The organism is Idiomarina sp. H2 (assembly GCF_004364275.1).
Classification (GTDB): Bacteria; Pseudomonadota; Gammaproteobacteria; order Enterobacterales; family Alteromonadaceae; genus Idiomarina; species Idiomarina loihiensis.
The window spans coordinates 323,311-343,655 of the sequence record NZ_SNZY01000001.1 but is presented as its reverse complement, the minus strand read 5'-3'; the positions used below and the strand labels follow the sequence as shown (position 1 = coordinate 343,655).

At 45.4% G+C, this 20,345-nt stretch carries 29 protein-coding genes; 4 read left to right on the top strand and 25 right to left on the bottom strand.

From position 1 onward, the window contains the following. Positions 1-7: 7 nt before the first annotated feature. On the bottom strand, positions 8-1,300 hold the full coding sequence (locus tag DET62_RS01735; protein ID WP_110012563.1) for an NCS2 family permease: 1,293 nt from the start codon (positions 1,298-1,300) through the stop codon (positions 8-10). A 108-nt stretch (positions 1,301-1,408) separates the two neighbouring features. Here DET62_RS01735 and DET62_RS01730 point away from each other — a divergent pair, with 108 nt between their 5' ends. Then, positions 1,409-1,729, top strand: coding sequence for a 2Fe-2S iron-sulfur cluster-binding protein (locus tag DET62_RS01730; protein WP_011234139.1), 321 nt, complete (start codon positions 1,409-1,411; stop codon positions 1,727-1,729). Between the two features lie 12 nt (positions 1,730-1,741). Here the strand turns inward: DET62_RS01730 and DET62_RS01725 are convergent, their stop codons facing one another. The 5 genes from DET62_RS01725 to prmB are packed head-to-tail and all read right to left on the bottom strand — an operon-like array spanning position 1,742 to position 5,599. Further along, on the bottom strand, positions 1,742-2,884 hold the full coding sequence (locus tag DET62_RS01725) for an ATP-NAD kinase family protein (protein ID WP_110012564.1): 1,143 nt from the start codon (positions 2,882-2,884) through the stop codon (positions 1,742-1,744). 2 nt (positions 2,885-2,886) lie between these two features. Continuing rightward, positions 2,887-3,015: an entericidin A/B family lipoprotein gene (locus DET62_RS01720; protein ID WP_110012565.1), complete on the bottom strand. Its 129-nt coding sequence runs from the start codon at positions 3,013-3,015 to the stop codon at positions 2,887-2,889. A 20-nt stretch (positions 3,016-3,035) separates the two neighbouring features. Continuing rightward, on the bottom strand, positions 3,036-3,575 hold the full coding sequence (locus DET62_RS01715; protein ID WP_110012566.1) for an elongation factor P hydroxylase: 540 nt from the start codon (positions 3,573-3,575) through the stop codon (positions 3,036-3,038). A gap of 6 nt (positions 3,576-3,581) precedes the next feature. Continuing rightward, positions 3,582-4,670, bottom strand: a complete 1,089-nt coding sequence (aroC, locus tag DET62_RS01710; RefSeq protein ID WP_110012567.1) for a chorismate synthase — start codon at positions 4,668-4,670, stop codon at positions 3,582-3,584. Next, the gene (prmB, locus tag DET62_RS01705; protein WP_110012568.1) at positions 4,670-5,599 is read right to left on the bottom strand and encodes a 50S ribosomal protein L3 N(5)-glutamine methyltransferase; all 930 of its coding nucleotides are present in this window, start codon (positions 5,597-5,599) and stop codon (positions 4,670-4,672) included. The genes aroC and prmB overlap by 1 nt, the downstream gene beginning before the upstream one ends. A gap of 86 nt (positions 5,600-5,685) precedes the next feature. On the opposite strand from prmB, the gene smrB reads away from it, so the two are divergent. After that, a complete protein-coding gene (gene smrB / locus DET62_RS01700) occupies positions 5,686-6,249 on the top strand; it encodes an endonuclease SmrB (protein WP_011234145.1) in 564 nt (187 codons plus the stop codon). 3 nt (positions 6,250-6,252) lie between these two features. Here the strand turns inward: smrB and sixA are convergent, their stop codons facing one another. Genes sixA through DET62_RS01685 form a run of 3 tightly spaced genes read right to left on the bottom strand, consistent with a single transcriptional unit; the run spans position 6,253 to position 7,533 of the window. Beyond that, on the bottom strand, positions 6,253-6,735 hold the full coding sequence (sixA, locus tag DET62_RS01695; protein WP_011234146.1) for a phosphohistidine phosphatase SixA: 483 nt from the start codon (positions 6,733-6,735) through the stop codon (positions 6,253-6,255). Continuing rightward, on the bottom strand, positions 6,732-7,109 hold the full coding sequence (locus tag DET62_RS01690) for an RnfH family protein (RefSeq protein WP_110012569.1): 378 nt from the start codon (positions 7,107-7,109) through the stop codon (positions 6,732-6,734). The genes sixA and DET62_RS01690 overlap by 4 nt, the downstream gene beginning before the upstream one ends. Then, the gene (locus tag DET62_RS01685; RefSeq protein WP_110012570.1) at positions 7,087-7,533 is read right to left on the bottom strand and encodes a type II toxin-antitoxin system RatA family toxin; all 447 of its coding nucleotides are present in this window, start codon (positions 7,531-7,533) and stop codon (positions 7,087-7,089) included. Before DET62_RS01685 ends, DET62_RS01690 begins: the two co-directional genes overlap by 23 nt. Before the next feature lie 106 nt (positions 7,534-7,639). Here DET62_RS01685 and smpB point away from each other — a divergent pair, with 106 nt between their 5' ends. Beyond that, entirely contained in the window at positions 7,640-8,119 is a 480-nt protein-coding gene (gene smpB / locus DET62_RS01680) for an SsrA-binding protein SmpB (protein WP_034820895.1), read from the top strand. Here smpB and DET62_RS01675 read toward each other — a convergent pair. From DET62_RS01675 to queE, 15 genes are all read right to left on the bottom strand, one after another. Next, positions 8,061-8,573 carry a hypothetical protein gene (locus tag DET62_RS01675; RefSeq protein ID WP_011234150.1) on the bottom strand — a complete coding sequence of 171 codons (513 nt, stop codon included), beginning with the start codon at positions 8,571-8,573 and terminating at the stop codon, positions 8,061-8,063. The two genes, smpB and DET62_RS01675, sit on opposite strands and share 59 nt — an antisense overlap. Next, entirely contained in the window at positions 8,527-8,919 is a 393-nt protein-coding gene (locus tag DET62_RS01670; protein WP_110012571.1) for a DUF192 domain-containing protein, read from the bottom strand. The genes DET62_RS01675 and DET62_RS01670 overlap by 47 nt, the downstream gene beginning before the upstream one ends. Then, a complete protein-coding gene (locus DET62_RS01665; protein ID WP_243734817.1) occupies positions 8,916-9,704 on the bottom strand; it encodes a type II secretion system F family protein in 789 nt (262 codons plus the stop codon). Before DET62_RS01665 ends, DET62_RS01670 begins: the two co-directional genes overlap by 4 nt. Continuing rightward, a complete protein-coding gene (locus DET62_RS01660; RefSeq protein ID WP_110012572.1) occupies positions 9,701-10,552 on the bottom strand; it encodes a type II secretion system F family protein in 852 nt (283 codons plus the stop codon). Before DET62_RS01660 ends, DET62_RS01665 begins: the two co-directional genes overlap by 4 nt. After that, positions 10,534-11,757 carry a CpaF family protein gene (locus tag DET62_RS01655; protein ID WP_110012573.1) on the bottom strand — a complete coding sequence of 408 codons (1,224 nt, stop codon included), beginning with the start codon at positions 11,755-11,757 and terminating at the stop codon, positions 10,534-10,536. The genes DET62_RS01660 and DET62_RS01655 overlap by 19 nt, the downstream gene beginning before the upstream one ends. Further along, positions 11,754-12,968: a pilus assembly protein N-terminal domain-containing protein gene (locus tag DET62_RS01650; protein WP_110012574.1), complete on the bottom strand. Its 1,215-nt coding sequence runs from the start codon at positions 12,966-12,968 to the stop codon at positions 11,754-11,756. The genes DET62_RS01655 and DET62_RS01650 overlap by 4 nt, the downstream gene beginning before the upstream one ends. Beyond that, a complete protein-coding gene (locus DET62_RS01645; protein ID WP_110012575.1) occupies positions 12,953-13,660 on the bottom strand; it encodes an SAF domain-containing protein in 708 nt (235 codons plus the stop codon). The genes DET62_RS01650 and DET62_RS01645 overlap by 16 nt, the downstream gene beginning before the upstream one ends. A 184-nt stretch (positions 13,661-13,844) precedes the next feature. Beyond that, complete coding sequence (locus tag DET62_RS01640) at positions 13,845-14,351, bottom strand: hypothetical protein (RefSeq protein WP_110012577.1); 507 nt, start codon at positions 14,349-14,351, stop codon at positions 13,845-13,847. Between the two features lie 107 nt (positions 14,352-14,458). Continuing rightward, the gene (locus tag DET62_RS01635) at positions 14,459-14,959 is read right to left on the bottom strand and encodes a hypothetical protein (protein WP_110012578.1); all 501 of its coding nucleotides are present in this window, start codon (positions 14,957-14,959) and stop codon (positions 14,459-14,461) included. A gap of 2 nt (positions 14,960-14,961) precedes the next feature. Beyond that, complete coding sequence (locus DET62_RS01630) at positions 14,962-15,498, bottom strand: hypothetical protein (RefSeq protein WP_110012579.1); 537 nt, start codon at positions 15,496-15,498, stop codon at positions 14,962-14,964. Continuing rightward, positions 15,488-16,711, bottom strand: coding sequence for a Tad domain-containing protein (locus DET62_RS01625; protein ID WP_110012580.1), 1,224 nt, complete (start codon positions 16,709-16,711; stop codon positions 15,488-15,490). Before DET62_RS01625 ends, DET62_RS01630 begins: the two co-directional genes overlap by 11 nt. Next, on the bottom strand, positions 16,708-16,986 hold the full coding sequence (locus DET62_RS01620; protein WP_110012581.1) for a pilus assembly protein: 279 nt from the start codon (positions 16,984-16,986) through the stop codon (positions 16,708-16,710). Before DET62_RS01620 ends, DET62_RS01625 begins: the two co-directional genes overlap by 4 nt. Before the next feature lie 154 nt (positions 16,987-17,140). Next, positions 17,141-17,440, bottom strand: coding sequence for a type II toxin-antitoxin system RelE/ParE family toxin (locus DET62_RS01615; protein ID WP_110012582.1), 300 nt, complete (start codon positions 17,438-17,440; stop codon positions 17,141-17,143). Further along, positions 17,437-17,676 carry an addiction module protein gene (locus tag DET62_RS01610; protein ID WP_110012583.1) on the bottom strand — a complete coding sequence of 80 codons (240 nt, stop codon included), beginning with the start codon at positions 17,674-17,676 and terminating at the stop codon, positions 17,437-17,439. The genes DET62_RS01615 and DET62_RS01610 overlap by 4 nt, the downstream gene beginning before the upstream one ends. A gap of 155 nt (positions 17,677-17,831) precedes the next feature. After that, positions 17,832-18,533: a 7-carboxy-7-deazaguanine synthase QueE gene (gene queE / locus DET62_RS01605; RefSeq protein WP_243734818.1), complete on the bottom strand. Its 702-nt coding sequence runs from the start codon at positions 18,531-18,533 to the stop codon at positions 17,832-17,834. Between the two features lie 32 nt (positions 18,534-18,565). On the opposite strand from queE, the gene queC reads away from it, so the two are divergent. After that, the gene (gene queC, locus DET62_RS01600) at positions 18,566-19,222 is read left to right on the top strand and encodes a 7-cyano-7-deazaguanine synthase QueC (RefSeq protein WP_110012584.1); all 657 of its coding nucleotides are present in this window, start codon (positions 18,566-18,568) and stop codon (positions 19,220-19,222) included. A 15-nt stretch (positions 19,223-19,237) separates the two neighbouring features. Here queC and nagZ read toward each other — a convergent pair whose 3' ends face one another. After that, complete coding sequence (nagZ, locus tag DET62_RS01595) at positions 19,238-20,230, bottom strand: beta-N-acetylhexosaminidase (protein WP_110012585.1); 993 nt, start codon at positions 20,228-20,230, stop codon at positions 19,238-19,240. Between the last annotated feature and the right edge of the window lie 115 nt (positions 20,231-20,345).

The following is a 20,345-nucleotide window of genomic DNA, read 5'->3' as shown; positions in this document are numbered from 1 at the left end:
AATTTCGTTACCCTAACCAAATAAATTTAGCGACAAAAAGTGCGCCCAAGAAAACGACGCTTGGTGTTAAATCCTGATAGCGTCCGCCCAGTAATTTCACCACAACGTAACTAATAAACCCTAGTGCAATGCCGTCGGCTATCGAGAATGTCAGTGGTGTCATCAATAAAACCACTGTTACCGGCGCGGCCTCAGTAATGTCGTCCCATTCTACGTCTTTCAGCGTAAACAGCATTAGCACCGCAACGTAAATAATTGCACCTGCGGTTGCGTAAGCAGGGATCATACCAGCCAACGGCGCAAAGAACATGGCCAATAAAAATAAAATACCAACAACCACCGCGGCAAGCCCCGTTTTACCACCTGATGCCACACCGGCAGCTGACTCAATATAGCTGGTGGTGGTTGAGGTACCCAGCATGGAACCAGCAACGGTTGCAGTGCTGTCTGCCATTAATGCTTTATTCAAGCGCGGCATTTCCCCATTGGCTTTTGCCAACCCAGCTTTCTGCGCCACTGCCAGTAAAGTGCCGGACGTATCAAACAGATCTACAAACAAGAAAGCAAAAATAACCGACAACATGCCAATATCAAAAGCCGCTGCTAAATCCATTTGCATAAAGGTTGGCAGCAAGCTCGGTGGTGCAGACACAATACCATTATATTCAACCAGCCCGGTTGCCCAGGCAATAACGGTTACCAGCAAAATACTGATTAAAGCCGCGCCCTGCACTTGTCGCGCAACTAACCCAATAATAAGAAAGAAGCCCGCGGCTGCAAGCAATACTGAAGGCTCAGACAAAGAGCCTAAAGTCACCATGGTGTCGTCATTGGCAACAATAATATTGGCGTTCTGCAAACCAATTAGCGCCAGAAAAGCCCCAATACCCGCAGCAATAGCCAAACGCAATGTGGTTGGAATGGACTTTATTATCCATTCACGAACACGCAAAGCCGACAGCAAGAAAAATAAACAACCGGAAAAAAACACCGCTCCAAGAGCCGTCTGCCAAGTGTAACCCATGCTAAAAACAACGGTGTAGGTGAAAAAAGCATTTAGCCCCATGCCCGGCGCCAGAGCTACCGGATAATTTGCCCACAGCCCCATGACCAGACAGCCAATAGCCGCAGCCAGACAGGTAGCGACAAATACGGCGCCGTAATCCATACCGGTTTCACTTAAAATGGACGGGTTAACAAAGATAATGTAAGCCATAGTCAGAAAGGTTGTGAGCCCGCCAATAACCTCAGACTTAACCGAACTACCACTAGCTTTAATTGAAAACAGCTTTTCCAGCATGAGCAACCTTGAAAGTTTAGCGTTGTGGTTAAAGGGCAGGTATTTTATCCTAACCGCCACAGAATTTGTTGCTCACTTTTTATTTTTTAACAGGACACAGAATTTATCATGCCAACCGTTTACTTTGTTGATGCCGATGGTAACCAATTTGAAGCTACTGTCGATGCAGGAACCAACGTTATGGAAGCCGCTGTCGAAAACTTTATTGACGGCATTATTGGCGAATGTGGCGGCGTTATGTCGTGCGCAACTTGCCATTGTTACATACCGCCAGAATGGCAAAGCAAAATTCCTGCCCCATCGGAGCAGGAAGAAGACATGATAGATATGGTTTTAGAGCCGCAGGACAATAGCCGCTTAAGCTGTCAGATAGAAATAACGGACGAATTAGACGGCTTAGTTGTGCACATGCCGAAAACTCAGTTCTAAATAAGCCTGAAATTAATTTACGGCTGCCACCGGCATAAGAACTTCGTCGTGGTAGCCGGTAATAACCCGAATAGTGCCTGAGAGTTCACGGTCTAGTTCCGAGTCGCCGGTATCGACGCGTAGTGGTTTGCTATTCAGTGCCTGCAACTTAGTTTTAGTGGCAACCACCCAAATGTTCTCTTTACCAATATGCCGAATAACCCGTGGACTTAATTGCTGATTTCCACGACCAAATAAATGCCCCTGCCCGCCAATTAAGGTTATAACCAATTTAATACTTCCAGTTTCGCGCTGAGCCACTTCTTCGTATAAACGGTTTTCGGTTACGTCGCTGGCTAACAGGTTATTCTGTTGGACTAAGTCGACACCGAGCAAAGTATTCTCGTGCCCCATGGACTGCATAATAGCTTCTACTGTAGAGCCAGACCCCATGACTAAAAGCTCGTCGTCAATGCGCTCTGTTACTTCAGCCGCAATATCATCCAGTACCATCTCGTCGCTTTCTTTACCGCCCATTTTTACCGCCTGAACATATTCAAGTTCGGCCGGTACCGACATTTCACCAAAACGTCGGGCTTTTACGGTACCTTTTCTAAAGGCTTCTTCGTCAATATCCATTACATCGGCATTATGAATACTGGATAACTCGCCCTGCAGGATCTTTTCAATAACCCGCCCGGCACCAGTTGGACTAATAGCGTAAACGCCTGAATGAATTTTAACGCCGGCCGGTATACCCAGAACTAACTGTTGTTCGGGAACCACCTGATAAATATCCCGCGCAGTGCCGTCTCCGCCGGCGAATAAAAGAATATCGATGTTATGAGTCACAATTTCAGACACCGCTTTTTTTGTGTCTTCTGGTGAGGATGGCGTTTCAGCAGCCTTATAGACCGAGTCAAACGAAAAACCCAGAGCTTCCAGGCTATCCGCGCCCATTTCATTGGCGGCAGTAACAAAATGAAGTTGCTGTTTGTATGGTTGCAAAAGTTCTAATGCGGTTTCAGCTCTTCTAGCGGCCTTTTTCTCAACCCCGGCCGCTAATGCTTTTTGCCGAATATCGGCGCCATCGCTTCCCTTTAAAGCTAAAGCGCCACCAATACCCGCATACGGGTTAATAATAAAACCAACGGTTAATCTACTACTTGTTTCCATTACTACTCGTCATCAGCCTCATCTTCTATCGCTTCACCGGCATTTTGTAAGTCGCGGCCAGCGCCTTCTATTGTTTCACAAGCGCTTAACCCTAGTATTGCAACGGTTACTAACAATGCTCTTAAAAACATAGATAACTCCTTATTCATGACTAAAAATTAACGGACTGACCGTTTGGCCAGCTACAATTAAAGTCGTGACAGAGTGCTTTTGCAAACTTTGCAGCGCGTGGCGGTATGGTATTTTCTTCCAGTAAACGGTTTAACTGTGCAGCCACTTTTTCTGTGAACGCCTGCCTGTCTACTTCAACGCCATTCAAATTATCCACACTTACCTGAAACGGAAAGCCACAACACAAAGAAAACAGCCATTCCAGAGCCTGCGGTTTTTGCTCAACCTGCTCAAAGGACTGCTGCTGAGCTTGGTCACGTCCGTCAGGTTCATACCAGTAGCCATAGTCAAACAGCTTTCGCCGCGCTTCACCCGCTATACACCAATGAGCGGTCTCGTGCAGCGCTGAGGCAAAAAAACCATGAGCAAACACTACTTTATGCGGTTCACCCGCTTTTGTTGCTGGTTGATAATACGGTTCATCGTCACCGGCAAACAGTATGGTGTTGTAATCTTCGCTGAAACAGCGCTTAAAAATCTCAATTAAGCGCTCATAATGGTGTTCTGACGTCTGACTCATATTCGCTTAGCGACTAATATCCGGCGTTTCAGTTTGCGCTGTTAAATTATGCGCCCGCTGGCGTAACCAATGGTCGGCTAAAACCAGGCTGGTCATAGCTTCAACAATAGGTACCGCACGTATACCGACACAGGGGTCGTGACGGCCTTTCGTTACTATGGCCTGTTCGTTACCCCAACGGTCAATTGTACGCCCGCTAATGGCAATACTTGAGGTTGGTTTCAGTGCGATATCAGCAAAAATTGGCTGCCCACTGCTAATACCGCCTAAGACACCGCCCGCGTGGTTCGATAAGAAACCGTCCGGCGTCATTTCATCACGGTGTTCGCTGCCACGCTGGCTTACCACCTCAAAACCATCGCCAACACTCACCGCCTTTACCGCATTAATGCTCATCAGTGCTTTGGCTAAATCAGCATCCAGCCTGTCAAAAACCGGTTCGCCCCAACCCGGTGGCACACCGGTAGCCTGCACCCGAATTTTTGCTCCAATTGAGTCGCCTTCTTTTTTCAGCTGACGAATAAGCTCCTGCATAGCTTCAACCGCATTGGCGTCTCCGCAAAACAGTTCATTCTCGCGTACCTGCTGCCAGTCAATGTTACTAGCAACAACATCGCCCATTTGCGTTAATGCCGCCTGAACCTGTATACCCTGCTGCCGTAGTAATTTATCGGCTATAGCACCAGCCGCCACCCGCATTGCGGTTTCACGCGCTGAAGAACGACCGCCACCGCGATAATCCCGCACACCGTACTTATGTTGGTAGGTGTAATCGGCATGGCCGGGCCGGAAGGTATCTTTTATGTCAGAGTAATCCTGGCTGCGCTGGTCAGTGTTTTCAATCAGCAAACCAATAGAGGTGCCGGTTGTCACGCCTTCAAATACCCCGGAGAGGATCTTGACTTGATCGGCCTCACGACGTGCTGTGGTATAGCGGTTTTGTCCTGGCTTACGCCGGTCTAAGGCGTCTTGTAAATCGGCTTCGGTTAGCTCTAATCCCGCCGGACAACCGTCAACAACTGCACCCAGCGAAGGCCCGTGGCTTTCACCAAAGGTGGTAATTTTGAATAACTGACCAAAACTGTTTCCTGGCATTAGCTGGCCTTAGTTTCCCGTTGTTTATGTTCAATTAATTGCTGTTTTGTCAGCAAAAATACCCCGTCGCCGCCATTGGCAAACTCAAGCCACATAAACGGCGTTTTCGGATACTTTTCAGCTAAAGCCGGCATTGAATTGCCCACCTCACAAACAAACAGGCCGCCGTCGTTCAACAAGTCCGAAGCCTGCATCAGCATTTTGTCTACCAAAATTAAGCCATCTTCACCGGCCGCCAACCCAAGTTCCGGTTCATGGTGATACTCAGGTGGTAAATCAGTCATATCTTCGGCATCGACATACGGAGGATTGGTAACAATTAAATCGTATTTTTCGGCTTTTACTGCATCGAATAAGTCCGACTGAATGGGCGTCACTCTATGAGTTAAACCGTGCTGTTCAATGTTGAACTCAGCCACTTCCAGCGCTTCGGTGGAAATATCCAGCGCATCGACTTCGGCTTCAGGAAACGCATAGGCACAGGCTATGGCAATACAGCCACCGCCGGTGCATAAGTCCAGAACACGGTGCGGGGCTTCGACTAACCAAGTCTGAAAGCCATTTTCAATAAGCTCGGCTATTGGAGAGCGTGGCACCAGAACCCGTTCGTCGACATAAAATGGTAATCCGGCAAACCAGGCCTGATGAGTCAGATACGCAGCCGGAATGTGTTGCTCAACGCGTTGCTTTAATAACTCAACAAATTCTTGTTTCTCTGAGTTGAGCATACGGCAATGACCCATAGCGGCTAACTGAGTCGTTGTTAGCTGTAGCACGAAGCTTAATAAAGCCCGGGTTTCATCAATTGGGTTGTCGGTGCCATGACCATAATACACGTCAGACTGGTTTAGCTGAGTAACGCTCCAGCGAGTAATGTCGTCAATGCTTACTAACTCTTGAATGGCTTGTTCCAGATTACGCACTTGCAAAGGCTGTCTCCCGACCACTGAATGTTTTATACTGAATAAACTTAATGCCTTAAAGATACCTTAATTCAGCGCGGTTTTCATCAATCATGGTTGCAAACAAACGTCAGTCATCATCACTTTCTGAAGACGATATCGAGCTTTTTCGTGAAGCCGCGAAAGGTGCTGCCCGCATAAAGCAGGACAAACTGCCGCCGGAACCACCAAAAATTGCTGAATTACGGAAGCGCCGACAGCTATCGCAAGACCCCAGCGCCCAGCAAATTGCCGACGCCAGTCGCTCGGCCAGTCATTATTTTTCCGATGATTTTGAAGCGCACTTTGCCGACGGCCCGGTACGTTTTTCCGCGGAGGGTGAGTCGGGGTATTTGGTTAAGCAATTACGCCGGGGAGACTACACGCCCGAGTTACTACTGGACTTACACGGCATGACGTTAGCCACGGCGCGCCAGGAGTTAGCGGCGTTATTACTGGCATGTGAGCGCGAACACATAGACTGTTGCTGCATTATGCACGGGCACGGCAGTGGTAAATTAAAGCAGCAGTTGCCACACTGGCTGGTGCAGCATCCGCATGTTCGGGCGTTTCATCAAGCGCCGCTAGAATGGGGTGGCGCAGCGTCGCTATTGGTACTGTTAAAAGTAGCGAGCTAGCAGTTAGCCAGCACACCGCTCTGCTATTAATAGTTGCTGAAACTTGCCGCGTAAGGTTTCCGGCGAAAAGTCGACAACCGCAATACCCGCTGTCGGAAAAATAGGAGGCTGCACGCTGGCATCCAGCTCATGCACTAAATAACTCACTAGCGGCATGTGCGACACCAACACCACACTCTCGTAGCCGTGCTGTTGAATTTCTGCAGCAAGCCAACTGACAACCGAACCGGCATGACCATCGGGGGTAATATCATCGCAATTTTGCTTCTGCCCGGTTTTCAGATGCGACAATAAAATAGAAGCCGTTTGCTGAGCACGCAAATACGGGCTGACATAAACACAGTCTACTTTCGGTTGCTTGTCTATGAGCCAATTGGTTGTGGTTATAACTTCGCGCTCGCCATTTGTGGTTAAGCGACGCTCGCGATCGGAGTAACTGCCCTTGGGGTAGTTTGCTTCACCGTGACGCATAATATACAGCTTCATTCTGGCTTGGACTCCTCAGCCTGCGCTCGACGTTTTGCGTCTGGTCGGCCACCGGTTACCCGATCTGCCCGGCCGGACTGCTTAGCTTCTTCCGCACGACGTTTACGTACGGCTTTTGGATCGGCAATTAGCGGACGATAAATTTCAATGCGGTCACCGTCTCGCGGTTGTGCATTTAATTTCACCGTCTTATTCCAGATACCCACTTTTTGCTGTTCAAGATCAATTTCCGGAAACTGCTCGAACACGTCCGACATGCGTATGCACTCTTCCACCGTTGCACCTTCTTGCGGATGCACGGTTAACAGCACTTGCTTGTCAGGGGTAGCGTAAGCCACTTCAATAGTTAATTTATTGCCCATGCTGGTTTCCATACACCTGCTCCGCCCTTTTGACAAAGGCATCGACCATACGGGAAGTCACTTCTTTAAATATTTTACCAAAGGCCATGCCCAGCAAGCGACTGGAAAACTCAAAGTCCAGCTTAAGCTCAACTTTACAGGCGTCTTCGGACAGTGGCGTAAATACCCAGCCACCAGTTAATTTTTTAAATGGTCCGTCTACCAGGTCCATATCTATACGTTCGGGTTCGTGCAGCGTATTACGGGTGGTAAAGGTTTTGCTGATACCCGCCTTGCTTATGTCTAACGCAGCCACTTTTTGTTGGCTGGAGGACTCCAGCACCCGCGCGGCAGCACATCCGGGCACAAACTCCGGGTACGCTTCAACGTGGTTAACGAGGTCGAACATTTGTTTGGCGCTGTACGAAACTAAAGCACTTTTCTCGATACTCGGCATTTTTTTACCTACGACTAAAATCAACTGCGCAATAATAACGCAACCAGAAGCGCTTTGAAGCCCTTAAAGCAATTTTCTTTTCAGTGCGCATAGGTATAATGGGGCTATGAGTAAAAAGAAACCACAACAATCATCCAATACCATCGCTCGTAATAAAAAAGCGCGGCATGAATACTTCCTTGAAGACAAGTTCGAGGCAGGTGTTAGTTTGCAAGGCTGGGAAATTAAGAGCATACGGGCTGGCAAGGTCAACATTAGCGACAGCTACGTCATTATTAAAAATGGCGAGGCTTACCTTTTGGGTGCCGAAATTCAGCCTCTTAACCAAGCCTCAAGCCACGTTTATTGCGAGCCAGACCGCAGTCGTAAACTGCTGCTAAAGCGCCGCGAGCTGGATAAGCTTATTGGCGCCTCAGAGCGTGAGGGCTATTCCATAGTTGCCACAACCATGTACTGGAAAGGCCCGTGGGCAAAACTGGAAATATTTTTAGCCCAGGGTAAAAAGTCACATGACAAACGCGACACTATTAAAGAGCGCGACTGGCAACGCCAGAAGGCTCGGATAATGAAGCATTCGGTGCGTTAGTTGGAACTTCAGGTGCGTCATTCAGGCGTGCCTGTTGAAGTTTCAATAGTTGATTGAGCAACCTTTCGAGCTCTCCGTCAAAGGTATCCAGCTCAACCCGGGCATCCATAAGAATGTTGGTGGTCTGACGTAAATTAAGTAATGCCAGATTGAACCACACATTCCGATCAGAAGAATTAAGTCTCAGGGATTGCCCGTAAGCTGATTCGCTAGCTTTAAAACGATACTGTCTAAAGTAAATGTTACCGAGTAGCGCCCAACTTTTATCCGTCCCTAACCCCTTACGGTGTAACCATTGCAAATGCTGTTCCGCTGATAAGAGATCGCCATTTTTATACCAGTTAATGGCGGTATCCAGGCTCTGTTCCCTAACTTGCCTCTCTTCTACTGTCGCGCTACAGCCTTGATTAATTAAGCTCAATAGCAATACAGCAATCAAAATGCTTGTTTTCATTTAGCTCTCCATGCTTGTTTATAAACTTTAATCTCTTTCCAACCCATTTTTCTAAAGGCCAAAAGTTTCCAGCAGCCATTTCAATTAATCCGTGAGCTCCTTTAAAGCGAGCGATTTCATTGGGACAAATGAATCGACGAACCTCTATAATTTGATTTCCTTTGTCGAGGGCCACAACATCAATTGGCTCTTTCATTCCCCAAGTGTGTATTGACCTACAAAATGGAAACCAAAAGGCCATCTCTGGCGTTGGTTGCTGCTCGCCCAGCATGCCAATTAACCTTCGATGAAACTTTTTCATGGCCTTCACCTTGGGCCATGCAATAATTTCTTTCTCACTCGTCATCCAAACCCTCCTTGGCTTATTTGAACAATAACTGGCCCGAGAATAACCAGAAAGTTTACGGGAAAAAAACAAGTTACTAGTGGAAAAAGGAGCTTTACGGGCGCTTCTTGCGCTCTCTTCTCCGCTGAGTTTAGTAGATCCTGTCTTAATTGGTTAGCATAAAACCTTAACGACTTGGTTAGGCTAGTTCCTTGCTGATATCCTTTTATTAACATCGAACTCCACTCATGGATCTGCTTCGCATCATACCGTTCAGATAGTTCATACATTGACTGAGCAAAACTTGTCCCTCGTCGCAACCGACTGAGCATCGATGTGATCTCCCGCGCCAGCAGAAGATCGCTGCACGACGCAGATACCTTTTCTAAAGCGGAAATTAACGGAATACCTGAAGCAATCATCATAGAAATTAGATCACAAAAATCAGGAAGTTGGCGAACTATCGCTTTATTGTTTTTTAGAGCTAACTGTCTTCTCTTATTTATTACCATTAGTAGTAAGAGAACATAAGCAATACTTAAAAGCCAAACCCCAGAAAGCAGAGAGATAGAGACAGATACACATGCCATAAAAACCCAGAAGCAAAATGATCGCGCGGCTCCCTTTAGGAGCTCTACTTCCAGATAACGAACAGTCAACCTTTTGACATTTTCCGGTAACACGGACCAAATTTTTGATATTGCATAATCAAGCTTTTCCCCAAGCGCCAGTATCTGCCAAACCGCGACGACTAAAAATGAAAAACTAAGAGTAGCTAGAAATGTTAAGACGGCAACTATAATCATTTTTCATCTTCCGGATGCATAATTCGCTTAACCATCCATCCACCAATAATCATCAATATAAGGGCGACTATAAGCATAAAAATACCAACCCGTGACTCAGTGAAAAGCGCTGTATGTTCTGGTTTCATCGAACTTAAAAGAAAATACAATCCAACTGGCATCATAACGAGAATTTTAGCCTGCATTCTGGCTTGTGAAGTCAGCGTTATCTGCCGCTCTTTAATGTGCTGCTGTTGTTGGAGGTTATCAGCCAACCGTAGAAATAAATCCGACTGTTGCCCTCCACTTTTCAAACCTAAAACTAAAGATTGAACCACGAGTTTAATGGGGAAAACAGGAACTCTACGCTGCCAGTCTTCCAGGCAATCTGTTAAGGGCTTACCCACTTTTTCCTGTCTCAATAGCTCGTCCACCTCTTGTCCTAACGGAGGTAATAACGTTCCTTTTAAATTCTTCAAAGCTGCTCCGACACTCGTACCGCTTCTTAACTGGTTACTGAGCCCAATCAACATACCGGGCAACTGTTTTTCAATTTTTATGTAACGTTGCTTTTTAAAATGACGATAAACAAATGGCGGAGCCAACAAAGTCAGAATAAACGTCGCTACTGCCCAGGTTCTATTAACATAAAACCATACGATTAGAGGCGATAAGAGTGTGACTACCAGATAACTTCTAACCAAAATTGTTACCGGCATTCTCAAGAAAAATTCTTCTAGAGAGCGCACTGTCGATAGCGTTAGTTTCTCTTCAAGTTTCTGATATCGTTTTGGTGTTAAATGCGAAAAGATCCATAGCCAGCAGAGTCCACTGCAAACGATTAAGAGCGCTAATCCGAAGATAAACATAATCCATCTCCCATAAGTGACTCCCAGACCTCTTGGCGAACATCGTCACCTTGCTCATCTGCGAACTTACATAACGTCTTATTGCTTACTAATGATTGAGTCATATTGCTTCTTTCAAATAGTGGCGACAGCTGTAAAACATTATCGTCTATACCCGTAACTTCACTGATACTAAGCACTGATCTTCTTCCATCAGAAAGACGCGCTATCTGAACGACAATATTAACTGCACTGGCTATTTGTTGTCGTAACGCAGAAATAGGAAGCTCTATTCCTCCCATCAAGACCATAATTTCCAAACGTCTTAAAGCATCGCGAGCGCTGTTCGCATGAACCGTGCTCAGAGATCCCGCGTGACCAGTGTTCATAGCCTGTAACATATCTAAAGCTTCCGACCCACGGCACTCGCCTACAATAAGTCGATCAGGGCGCATTCGCAGTGCATTGATAACGAGCTCGCGAATATTAATAGCGCCCGTTCCCTCCTGATTTTTGGGTCTGGCTTCAAGACTTATCAAATTATTATGATCTAATTGCAGCTCAGCCGCGTCTTCAATACTTATAATTCTTTCATATTCAGGAATTTCCTGAGATAGAATATTTAATAAGGTTGTTTTTCCCGTTCCGGTTCCACCAGAAACAATAATATTTTGGCGACAACGAACAGCAAGCTTTAAAAATTCAGCAGCTTGCTTTGTTAGTGAACCACTATCTACTAAGTCCTCGATGGTTAACGATTTCTTAGTAAACTTTCGAATAGTGAGACACGATCCTTTGGTTGCTAAAGGAGCTAGAACAGCATTTACACGAGAACCGTCTGGTAGACGAGCATCGACCATGGGGGATGCATCATCAACGTGACGACCTAAAGGCAGAACAATCTTATCGATGGTTCGCCGCAAGGAAACCTCGTTACTGAATTGTTCATCCGCTTTTTTCAACTTACCTGAGCGCTCAACATAGATCTGATCATAACTATTGACCATGATTTCAGTTACTGAATCATCTTCTAAAAGACCCTCAATAGGCCCCAGGCCAATGACTTCAGCTACTGCATCTGCTATATCTTTTCCAGACTCGCCTGTAGTTTTCTTTAAATAGGATTCAGCATAGCGCCTCAACTCACATTCGCTCATAGACTCAAAACGCGGATCTCTGGTATCTAAATGCTCTTTGAGGCTGTTAATTAAATTAACTGATATCATCGAAATGTCTCCCTTAGCTGTAAAATGGAGTCCTTCTGGTACCAGTCGTGTTTTTGCGCTAACCGTTTTTGCTTATCATGCAACCGTTCTTTAGCCGTATCCATGCGCTCAGCCGTAACCATAATAATTAATTCCGTGGTTTGCTCTCTGTTTTGCTGACTTCTGAAAGCGTTTTTCAGAATCGGTAATGAACCTAAGCCCGGTATCTGGTCATCCTGAGCTGACTCATCTGTACTTAAAAGACCAGACAAAACCAGTGTGTCTCCATCATTTGAGAGAAACACCGATTCCGTACGACGACTAAGTATGCCGGGTACACCTGAAACGGAAACAGCAGGATCAATATTGCTTAATTCGGCGTGGAGCTGCGTTTTAATTCTATTGTTATCTAAAACCACCGGCTGAATAACAAGTCTAATACCGTATTCGCGGAAAGTGACGTCCTGCATGCCCTGTGCTACAACTTGCGGAATGGGAAGCTCTCCACCTGCAAGAAAAGTTGCCTTCTCACCGCTTTGGGTAGATAGAACGGGGTTTGCCAATAATTTAGCGAGGCCACGTCGCTGCATGAGCATCAGTTGAGAATTAATTTCGGCGTCCCACTCGAACAAACCAGATAAAGAGCTCGAAAATGTAGGGCCGCTCGTTGTCCCTTGCCATCTAATTCCAAGGTCTTCGAGATACTGGCGCTTGGTTTCCAGAATATTGACTCGCAAAGTCAACATAGGAGGCTCTTCCTGAAAAGATTCAGTTAAATTTAAAATCTCTTCATGATTCTCGGAAATTCTCTCTAATTCACCGTAATGCCTTTTGGATACCTTGCCCGATAAAACTGTAAGCCCCGACTTTTCTGTTTTTCTAAGGGTTTGCTCTGCCTCAGATAAAGCTTCTAAACGCCCCTCCAGGGAGAGTTCCAGGCTAGCCGTTACAATAACCTTTAACTCTTTTAATACCTCTTCGGATTTAAGCCAGATATCAGCTTTGCCAACTCCCACCCCTCTTAGAACCGCCCTGCTATTGTCGAGCACATGAACATCTACAACACTCTCGTCACTGATAAGAATATCGCTTCCGGGTTCTATACTGATAATACGAGTCTCACCTTCTTCAAGTTGGTAAGAGCTATGATTAACCTCTGCCCTAACACTAAGTGCGACGAAAAAGAACAGAGTCACGAATAAGTAATGTTTGAACTTTACTGAACCTTCCATGGTTGCACCTTGCTTTGTTTAGAATCTTGATGCCAAATACTTGCTTGTTCCAAATGGCGGCCTCTCGCCCAGACCAACATTGGACTTCCAATAGCTCTCGTAAATGCCGCTACCTTCTCAGGCTCCACCAACAATGTCAGCGAATATGAACCATATCCCTCCTGTAATCCGTGGATATCGAAAACCTCGATTTCTTCAAAAGAAACGTATTCTCGTGAACTTTCAAAAGAATCCCCAGCAAATACAATATCGACTAGATCTCCGACTTTCAGCAACGCATTATGGTGGCCTAAATTATCCGTAGTGACCGTAATAGCGTAGTAACCGTTAGGCAGAACTTCCGACAAACCACTGTTCTGATTATTCGATAAAACTCGTTCAGAAACAGGTTCACCAGATTTAACAGAATTTCTTAGTTTCCTACCGATAATCAAACTAGCGGCGCTCTCCAAATACCACTGCTCATTGATAAGTTCGTGCGGATATTTTCGAACCAGTAAGTCGCTTACTTCAAGAAGATCTCCGGCATTAAGGTCTTTGGAAAAAACAACAACGCTACCAGCACTTCCTGAGGCCTCTTGAAGTCGTCGGGAAGTTTCTTGCTGTAGATATTGATGAATTAGAAAAACTGTCACCATAGAAATTATTGAGCTAAAAATTACGGCAAAAATCCATTTCGCCTTTTTTGTCATGAGCCTCCTCCTGGTATTAGTACTAAATAGCGCCAAATAAAATAATAAAAATCTTTCGCCTTACGACCCGTCTCAATTAAATAATCAAGGAGCGAAAATTGCTCTTCAACAATAAATAAAGTGGTCATTATTAAGAGAGAGATCAATAACCACTCTGTCGATGCCTGACCACTCTGCTTTCTTCTCATAGGACATGAACCAAAATCACATACTCACCTTGCTCGGAGAACATTAGGCGCCCCATATCTTCTTTAAAGATCCAAAAGTCATGAGGTTTCTCAATCGATTGAAAAGAATAGATTTTTTGGCTGTAAGTTAATTTCAATACGTTTTTTATATCTTTGAATTTGAACGTCGATAAATAAACCCAGACCTCTTTTCCATTTTTCTGGTTTTTTGAAATGGCATGAAAGGGCCCGTCAAGCTTAGGCTTTTCCATATGCGGAAGAATTATTTTACTTAGAATCCATGAACCATCATTTCCTTTGAAAAAAGTCCAGTTGTCTTCTCCAATTGGACAGATCCAAAAATCTCCATGAGGAGCTGGACAGTAGGAATAGAAATCTTCAATAAGACTCCAGTCTGGAACATTAGGGCTTTGTAAAAAATAAGCAGCAGCCGTCGCGTTCTGGGAAATTGGCATTTCAGACCATTCCCATTTATCAAACCCTGCAGGAATATCAGCAATCATATACGTACCTTAACTAAAGCTTTACTAATAGTTTTTTTACAGTTAAATCCACAGATTTTTAGCAAAATAATTTCCATATTTATGTAGATAAAACTTTAATATTCAAGTCATAAATAATGTGCCAAAATCACATACTCGCCTTGTTCTGAAAAAACTACGCGACCCATACCTTCTTTTAATATCCAAACGTCATTTTCTTTCTCGATAGATTGAAAAGAGTCTACTTTTTGGCTGTAATAAGACATCATTGCCGTTTGCAATGGTTTAAGCGGATATCTAGCTAAATAAATCCATATTTTTTCTCCATTATTTTCATATTCTGAAATTGGAGTAATGGGTCCCTTTAAAGATTCTTCATGTGCTGGGGACTTAGTCAATGGCATTAATATCCATTGTCCGTTTTCAACCTCAAACAACGTCCAGTCCGTGTTTTCTATTGGACAAAGCCAAAAGATTGTTTTCCCCCCAGGACAATATGGATAAAATTGACTCAACTCTTTCCAGTCAGGAGTTTCTGGTTTTCTCAAAAAAAAAGCATCAATATTGATGGATGAACTAATTGGTTGCTCAACCCAGCTCCAATCATCTAAAACTACGGGTAAATCCATAACTATTCCTTTTTGTGAAGTACTTCCTCGGGCACGACGTCCGGAGATATCGTACCGAAAACTAAATAATCGGAACTAAGCTCTTTAGCCAAAAAGAGTGAGCCAATCCCATCTTGGATTAACTCTGTTATTTCTCCCGAGAGAAGGTTGTTTACAACTAAAGACGCAGGCCTAGTTGATAGCTGCCGTCTACTTTTTGCCTGCCAACTATCTGTTAACCTACCCATTGGATAAAAAAGTTTTCTATTAATTTTTTTCAACTCTCTTAAATTTTCCCCTTGGAGCTTTACTGGAAGAAGTTTATTTAAAGGGATAAATAAATTTTCTGTATGTTTGTTTAGCCGATACTCTCCCGATAATTGAGCTTGCTCAACATCCATTACCCTGCTCCAGATATTTTTACGAGCTTCAATAAGGCTAATGGTACTGCTATTAACCGCAGGTATAAGGGCTTGATAAACAGACAAGTAAATAGCTAGCAAAATACCAATCGATAATATAAACTCAACTGTAGCTTGACCTTTACATTTAAAGCGCATCACGACCTAAAATTCCTGTTTTATCTTGATACGATAGAGAAATTAACTGAGCCTCCCAGAGCGCATTAAACAAGTTATCCGTTTCATAAAGATCATCTTTTCTAGAGAAAACTTTACCAGGACGACTAAAATGCGTTTTTGCTTTAGCATATGCGACTTGGTTACTGTCCCCCACTTTTATTATCACTGTATCCATGCTCATCTTTAAAAAGCTGCTTAGCCGCATATAGCTAAACTTTTGCGGATTCGAATTAAACGACTCCATCTGCGCTAAACCTAGTCGGGAGGCCATCGAGTTGCTTTGAAATGCGCCCCCATAACTGGAACGATGATAACGTCTTTGCTGCTGAGCTTTAGCGCCCCAGCCTAATGGCAATTGCTCCCTATAACTTCCTACAAACCATTTTCGTCCGTGAAGCGAAACGGAATCCAGCGCATGCCAGTCCCAGCCCCCATTTCTGTTTCTTGATAATTCTGTTCCACCGCGCTTAACTATTTTATGACTAAATACTTCCACCCAGTTGTACCCTCTACTTCTACTAAAAGGATCCAGACTATTTAAAGTAAGCTCTTCAAACTCTTTTGAATCCTGCTCTTTTTCAGTTTTTCGAACTTTTGTTTTACGCCACCAAAGGCTTGGAAACGGTGCTATACCTCCACCTTGATAAGCTTCCCAACTTAGATCTCCTGAATGCTTAGAAACGATATCTTGAATTAGAAGAGGCAACTCAATAACAAAGCTTGAATCTAACAGTCTCTGTGCCGCTGATATGCCTTGTATTACAGCTGACTGGAAACGGATTAAGACGCGCGCCAGTTGCTGATAACCTTCCTCGACTCGGTCGAGAATAGTAGATAACACTCTGGTTATTTGCCCGATATAAGGAATGAATGACGTTACTGTCTCTAAATTGTCCGCAGTTCGGTCTAACATAGACATGTAGCTCGCTAAACCAACCCACTGAGCTATTGCTACTTGGTTTCCAATAAGCGCACGGTTTGTTAAAGCCAAGAAATTCATTTGCCGGGACATACCAACAGCTGCGCTATAAGCCGCGTTATCAGCAACACTTTGCAAGTACCATTGACGCCGGGCGTGTTTGCCCATGTCCGTCACCGCAAAAAGCAACATTGAAACGAGTAACAAAACCCCGACCATTAAAATCAGGGTTTGTCCTTTTATTCGCGTATTGGATTTTGCCAAAGCAATCATTTCTTCTTGCCTTGCTCGGTGGCCTCGTCATAATTTCCGAGGTTTACTTCAGTATTTGCCACGGTTCCTGCGCGCCTTGACGACTGGCGAGCTCGGTTTAACTGTTGCGTAGATGATTGCCCTGTCATTTCTTGAGCAAGTCCAGCCACCTGGTTACGTATGGACTTACCAAAAAGTGAATAGACTCCGATTGCAGCAACAGCAATCAAAGCAACAATAATGATGTATTCCGTCATTCCCTGACCACGAGAACGCCAAGCTAAATGCGTATTCATAATTCCCTCCTGGCAATAGGCAACACCATAATTGGCGTTGACGTCAGGAAGTATAGAACGAGTTTTAGAGAGTCAGATCAGAAGTAGCAAATGTCTTACTCAATATTAAGATATTTATGCATCTGCGTAGAAAGTTTATGGCAGCTAAGATTTTTTAGGTGTGTAGTTTACTGTGCCACTTCATTGGCGCTTGTTTTGGATGGAAGACGGCTAATATGAGGATAAACTCAGCTTCATCGCGGTAGAGTATTCCGTGAGGAAATATCTCTAAAGGCCAGCGGCGAACCTTATGCTCAAGAATTTGCATCGCCAAAGGTTGGTTTGCAGCAGCTTTAACGGCTGTTTCTACTGCACTTTGAAACTTTCTAGCTAAGTCAGGGCTAATTTTCTGATAATAGCTCTTTTCTCGCCGAATATCTTCGCGGGCAGATTCAAGAAAGCGAACAGGTTTCAACGATCATCTGCCTTAAGGTCTTTAAATACATCTTCAGATAGGATAGCTTGCTCTTCACCCCGAATATAAGCTTCATACCTGTTATTTGCTTCAGCCACCCAGGCTTGCTCCACTTGTTGCGAATTCGAGCCAGAACGCTGTTCAAGACTCTCCAATAGGTGAACTATCAATCGGGTTTTCTCCTCTTTGGGAAGGGAAAGCGCTTCAGTTTCGAGAACTTCTGCAGATATCGTCATAACCACCTCGGTTAATATTTACTCTATAACACCCTACTATACGAGAAAGATGAAATGAAACCAGCATGCCCCACAAAATATTTCGACGCCTAAACAGCACGCGATATAAACGTTAATTATAATGGCATAGATAGGAACATCGCTTTTTTGGCAAGTTACTCAATATTAAGATATTTATGCATCTGCACGGAAAGGCGCCAGTTGCGCGCTATGCAGGTTTTCATGGCAAGCTCGGTGGCACGTGGCCGCTGGCTTATAGGTTGCAGGCAAATAATAGCGTCGGCTTTGGGTGGGCAGCGTTTTAATAAGGAATCTAACGCGTCTATGTGCTTTTGCATGGCTATGGGGTGCTTTATTTCATTAGCGCGTGCCATGCAGTCGGGGCGCACTAGGTAGCCGCCGGGCATATCCAGCTTGGGCGATACTGTTACCCAGGTGCTGTCGGTTACTTTTAGCTCAAAGGTACCGCTGGTTTCTATTTGCAACTGGTAGCCTTTGGCTTCTAAGGCTTTGCCAAGCGGCAGTAAGTCAAACATAGCGGGTTCACCGCCGGTTATTACTACATGTTTGGCTGAGTAACCTTCTTGTTCAAAGCGCGCAATAATGTCCTCGGCGGTCATTTCTGACCATTTTGCTGAGGCTTCGGTTTTTGCCATTAATGCGTCTACGCTTACCTGGTCGCTGGGGTTGGTTTCCCATGTGTGCTGAGTATCGCACCAGGGGCAGCCCACAGGACAACCCTGCAAACGCAGAAAAATAGATGGCACGCCGGTAAAGGTGCCCTCGCCTTGCAAGGTTTCAAAAATTTCGTTGATGCGGTAAGACATAGCTTCCGTTAAAATGGCTTTGGTTAACATGAGTGAATGCGGATTATACGGGGAGTTACAGCATGTCGCAAAAGGTCGTTGTTATTTATTCAGGCGGAATGGACTCTTTTACCGTTTTGCACAAAGCCCTGGCCGAGGGAAACGAGGTACTGGCACTGTCGTTTAACTACGGGCAACGCCATGTAAAAGAATTAGAAGTTGCGGCTAACGTCTGTAAACAGCATGGAATACCCCACAAAGTGGTGGATATTACCGCTATTAACTCGCTGCTGTCGGGTAGCTCGCTAACCGACGACATAGATATTCCTGAAGGCCACTACGAAGAAGAGTCAATGAAGTCCACTGTGGTGCCAAACCGCAATATGATTTTACTGTCACTGGCCATTGGTTACGCGGTGTCTGAAGAGGCCTCTGCGGTGTATTACGGTGCACATTCGGGTGACCACGCTATTTACCCGGACTGTCGGCCGGAGTTTGTACGGCAAATGGATGTAGTGAGTAAAATGGCGAACTACGAGCCTGTAGCGGTGCATGCGCCTTATTTAGACGTGGATAAAAACGCGATTTTAGCCGACGGCATTAAAATGGGCCTGGACTACAGTCAAACCTGGACTTGCTACAACGGCCGCGACAAAGCCTGTGGAAAATGCGGAGCCTGCCAGGAACGCTTAGAGGCCTTCGCCGCCAACGGCATTGAAGACCCTATTGCTTACGAATAAAAGGCTACGAATAACCTACAGCCAGCGTTGGGCTTGTTCCCAGCGCTGAGTGCGTTTTAACTCTTCGAGCGACACCGCGTTCGACGACATTAGCATTCGGTTCACGCGTTGGGCACTTTCCGGCTCAGTGGCGGGTAAGTCAGCGTCCAATACTTGCACCGCTCCGGCTCTGTCATTGCATACCAATATCATGTCACAGCCAGCCTTTAGCGCCGCCACTGCACGCTGTTCCATATCTCCGGCAACGGTTGCGCCCTGCATAGACAAATCGTCACTAAAAATAGTGCCGTTAAACTGCAGTTCACTGCGCAGTATTTGCTGCAGCCAGAACTCGCTGAAACCGGCAGGCTGCGGGTCTATTTGCGGGTAAATAACGTGAGCCGGCATTATGCCGTCTAGTTTCTGGCTTAATGACAAAAATGGCTTTAAATCGTGCGCGCGAATTTGCTCTAAGGTACGGTCGTCTTCCGGAATGGCAATGTGGGAATCGGCCTGAACAGAACCGTGCCCAGGGAAGTGCTTGCCGGTGCAGGCCATACCGGCCTCATGCATGCCTTCAATAAACGACGACGCCAGTTTAGAAATTTCCGACGGCACTGCAGAAAATGCGCGATCACCTATAACGTCACTGCAGTCGTCTACGTCCAGTACCGGGGCAAAACTGATATCAATGCCCACAGCCTGAACTTCTGCTGCCATTAGCCAGCCTAAGTCGCGCGCGGCACGCTGACGTTCGTCTTCATTTTCAATTTTTTGCAAAGAGCCCATAGAAGGTATGGCGCTAAACCCCTCACGAAAACGCTGTACCCGCCCACCTTCGTGGTCTACTGCAATAAGCAACGGCTTAGCAGCAGCGGCTCGTGCCTCACGTATTAACTCCTGCAGTTGTTCCAGCGAGGCAAAATTTCGCGTAAATAGAATGAGTCCGTTTACGGCGGGTGACGCAAGAAGTTTTTTGTCCTCGGCGGTCAGCTCTGTGCCCGCTATATCTATCATTAATTGTGCCATAACAGCAGCTGTCTCATTTCGTTTTCAATAGTCAGCAGTTTGCCATGAGTTCAGTAAAGACGCCATGTTCCCTGTTTATCTTTTCGTTCGCTGTGCTAAATTAACATTATTACAA

Excerpts from the sequence above, each read along its gene's own strand:
- nagZ (WP_110012585.1), bottom strand. The coding sequence starts at position 20,230 with ATGGCACAATTAATGATAGATATAGCGGGCACAGAGCTGACCGCCGAG.
- smpB (WP_034820895.1), top strand. The coding sequence starts at position 7,640 with ATGAGTAAAAAGAAACCACAACAATCATCCAATACCATCGCTCGTAAT.
- DET62_RS01620 (WP_110012581.1), bottom strand. The coding sequence starts at position 16,986 with ATGAATACGCATTTAGCTTGGCGTTCTCGTGGTCAGGGAATGACGGAA.
- aroC (WP_110012567.1), bottom strand. The coding sequence starts at position 4,670 with ATGCCAGGAAACAGTTTTGGTCAGTTATTCAAAATTACCACCTTTGGT.
- DET62_RS01645 (WP_110012575.1), bottom strand. The coding sequence starts at position 13,660 with ATGACAAAAAAGGCGAAATGGATTTTTGCCGTAATTTTTAGCTCAATA.
- smrB (WP_011234145.1), top strand. The coding sequence starts at position 5,686 with ATGGTTGCAAACAAACGTCAGTCATCATCACTTTCTGAAGACGATATC.
- DET62_RS01640 (WP_110012577.1), bottom strand. The coding sequence starts at position 14,351 with ATGATTGCTGATATTCCTGCAGGGTTTGATAAATGGGAATGGTCTGAA.
- DET62_RS01685 (WP_110012570.1), bottom strand. The coding sequence starts at position 7,533 with ATGCCGAGTATCGAGAAAAGTGCTTTAGTTTCGTACAGCGCCAAACAA.
- DET62_RS01610 (WP_110012583.1), bottom strand. The coding sequence starts at position 17,676 with ATGACGATATCTGCAGAAGTTCTCGAAACTGAAGCGCTTTCCCTTCCC.
- DET62_RS01675 (WP_011234150.1), bottom strand. The coding sequence starts at position 8,573 with ATGAAAACAAGCATTTTGATTGCTGTATTGCTATTGAGCTTAATTAAT.
- DET62_RS01690 (WP_110012569.1), bottom strand. The coding sequence starts at position 7,109 with ATGGAAACCAGCATGGGCAATAAATTAACTATTGAAGTGGCTTACGCT.
- DET62_RS01715 (WP_110012566.1), bottom strand. The coding sequence starts at position 3,575 with ATGAGTCAGACGTCAGAACACCATTATGAGCGCTTAATTGAGATTTTT.
- DET62_RS01725 (WP_110012564.1), bottom strand. The coding sequence starts at position 2,884 with ATGGAAACAAGTAGTAGATTAACCGTTGGTTTTATTATTAACCCGTAT.
- DET62_RS01650 (WP_110012574.1), bottom strand. The coding sequence starts at position 12,968 with ATGGAAGGTTCAGTAAAGTTCAAACATTACTTATTCGTGACTCTGTTC.
- DET62_RS01625 (WP_110012580.1), bottom strand. The coding sequence starts at position 16,711 with ATGATTGCTTTGGCAAAATCCAATACGCGAATAAAAGGACAAACCCTG.
- queC (WP_110012584.1), top strand. The coding sequence starts at position 18,566 with ATGTCGCAAAAGGTCGTTGTTATTTATTCAGGCGGAATGGACTCTTTT.
- sixA (WP_011234146.1), bottom strand. The coding sequence starts at position 6,735 with ATGAAGCTGTATATTATGCGTCACGGTGAAGCAAACTACCCCAAGGGC.
- DET62_RS01720 (WP_110012565.1), bottom strand. The coding sequence starts at position 3,015 with ATGTTTTTAAGAGCATTGTTAGTAACCGTTGCAATACTAGGGTTAAGC.
- DET62_RS01735 (WP_110012563.1), bottom strand. The coding sequence starts at position 1,300 with ATGCTGGAAAAGCTGTTTTCAATTAAAGCTAGTGGTAGTTCGGTTAAG.
- DET62_RS01630 (WP_110012579.1), bottom strand. The coding sequence starts at position 15,498 with ATGCGCTTTAAATGTAAAGGTCAAGCTACAGTTGAGTTTATATTATCG.
- DET62_RS01655 (WP_110012573.1), bottom strand. The coding sequence starts at position 11,757 with ATGATATCAGTTAATTTAATTAACAGCCTCAAAGAGCATTTAGATACC.
- DET62_RS01670 (WP_110012571.1), bottom strand. The coding sequence starts at position 8,919 with ATGACGAGTGAGAAAGAAATTATTGCATGGCCCAAGGTGAAGGCCATG.
- queE (WP_243734818.1), bottom strand. The coding sequence starts at position 18,533 with ATGTTAACCAAAGCCATTTTAACGGAAGCTATGTCTTACCGCATCAAC.
- DET62_RS01665 (WP_243734817.1), bottom strand. The coding sequence starts at position 9,704 with ATGATTATAGTTGCCGTCTTAACATTTCTAGCTACTCTTAGTTTTTCA.
- DET62_RS01730 (WP_011234139.1), top strand. The coding sequence starts at position 1,409 with ATGCCAACCGTTTACTTTGTTGATGCCGATGGTAACCAATTTGAAGCT.
- DET62_RS01660 (WP_110012572.1), bottom strand. The coding sequence starts at position 10,552 with ATGTTTATCTTCGGATTAGCGCTCTTAATCGTTTGCAGTGGACTCTGC.
- DET62_RS01635 (WP_110012578.1), bottom strand. The coding sequence starts at position 14,959 with ATGGATTTACCCGTAGTTTTAGATGATTGGAGCTGGGTTGAGCAACCA.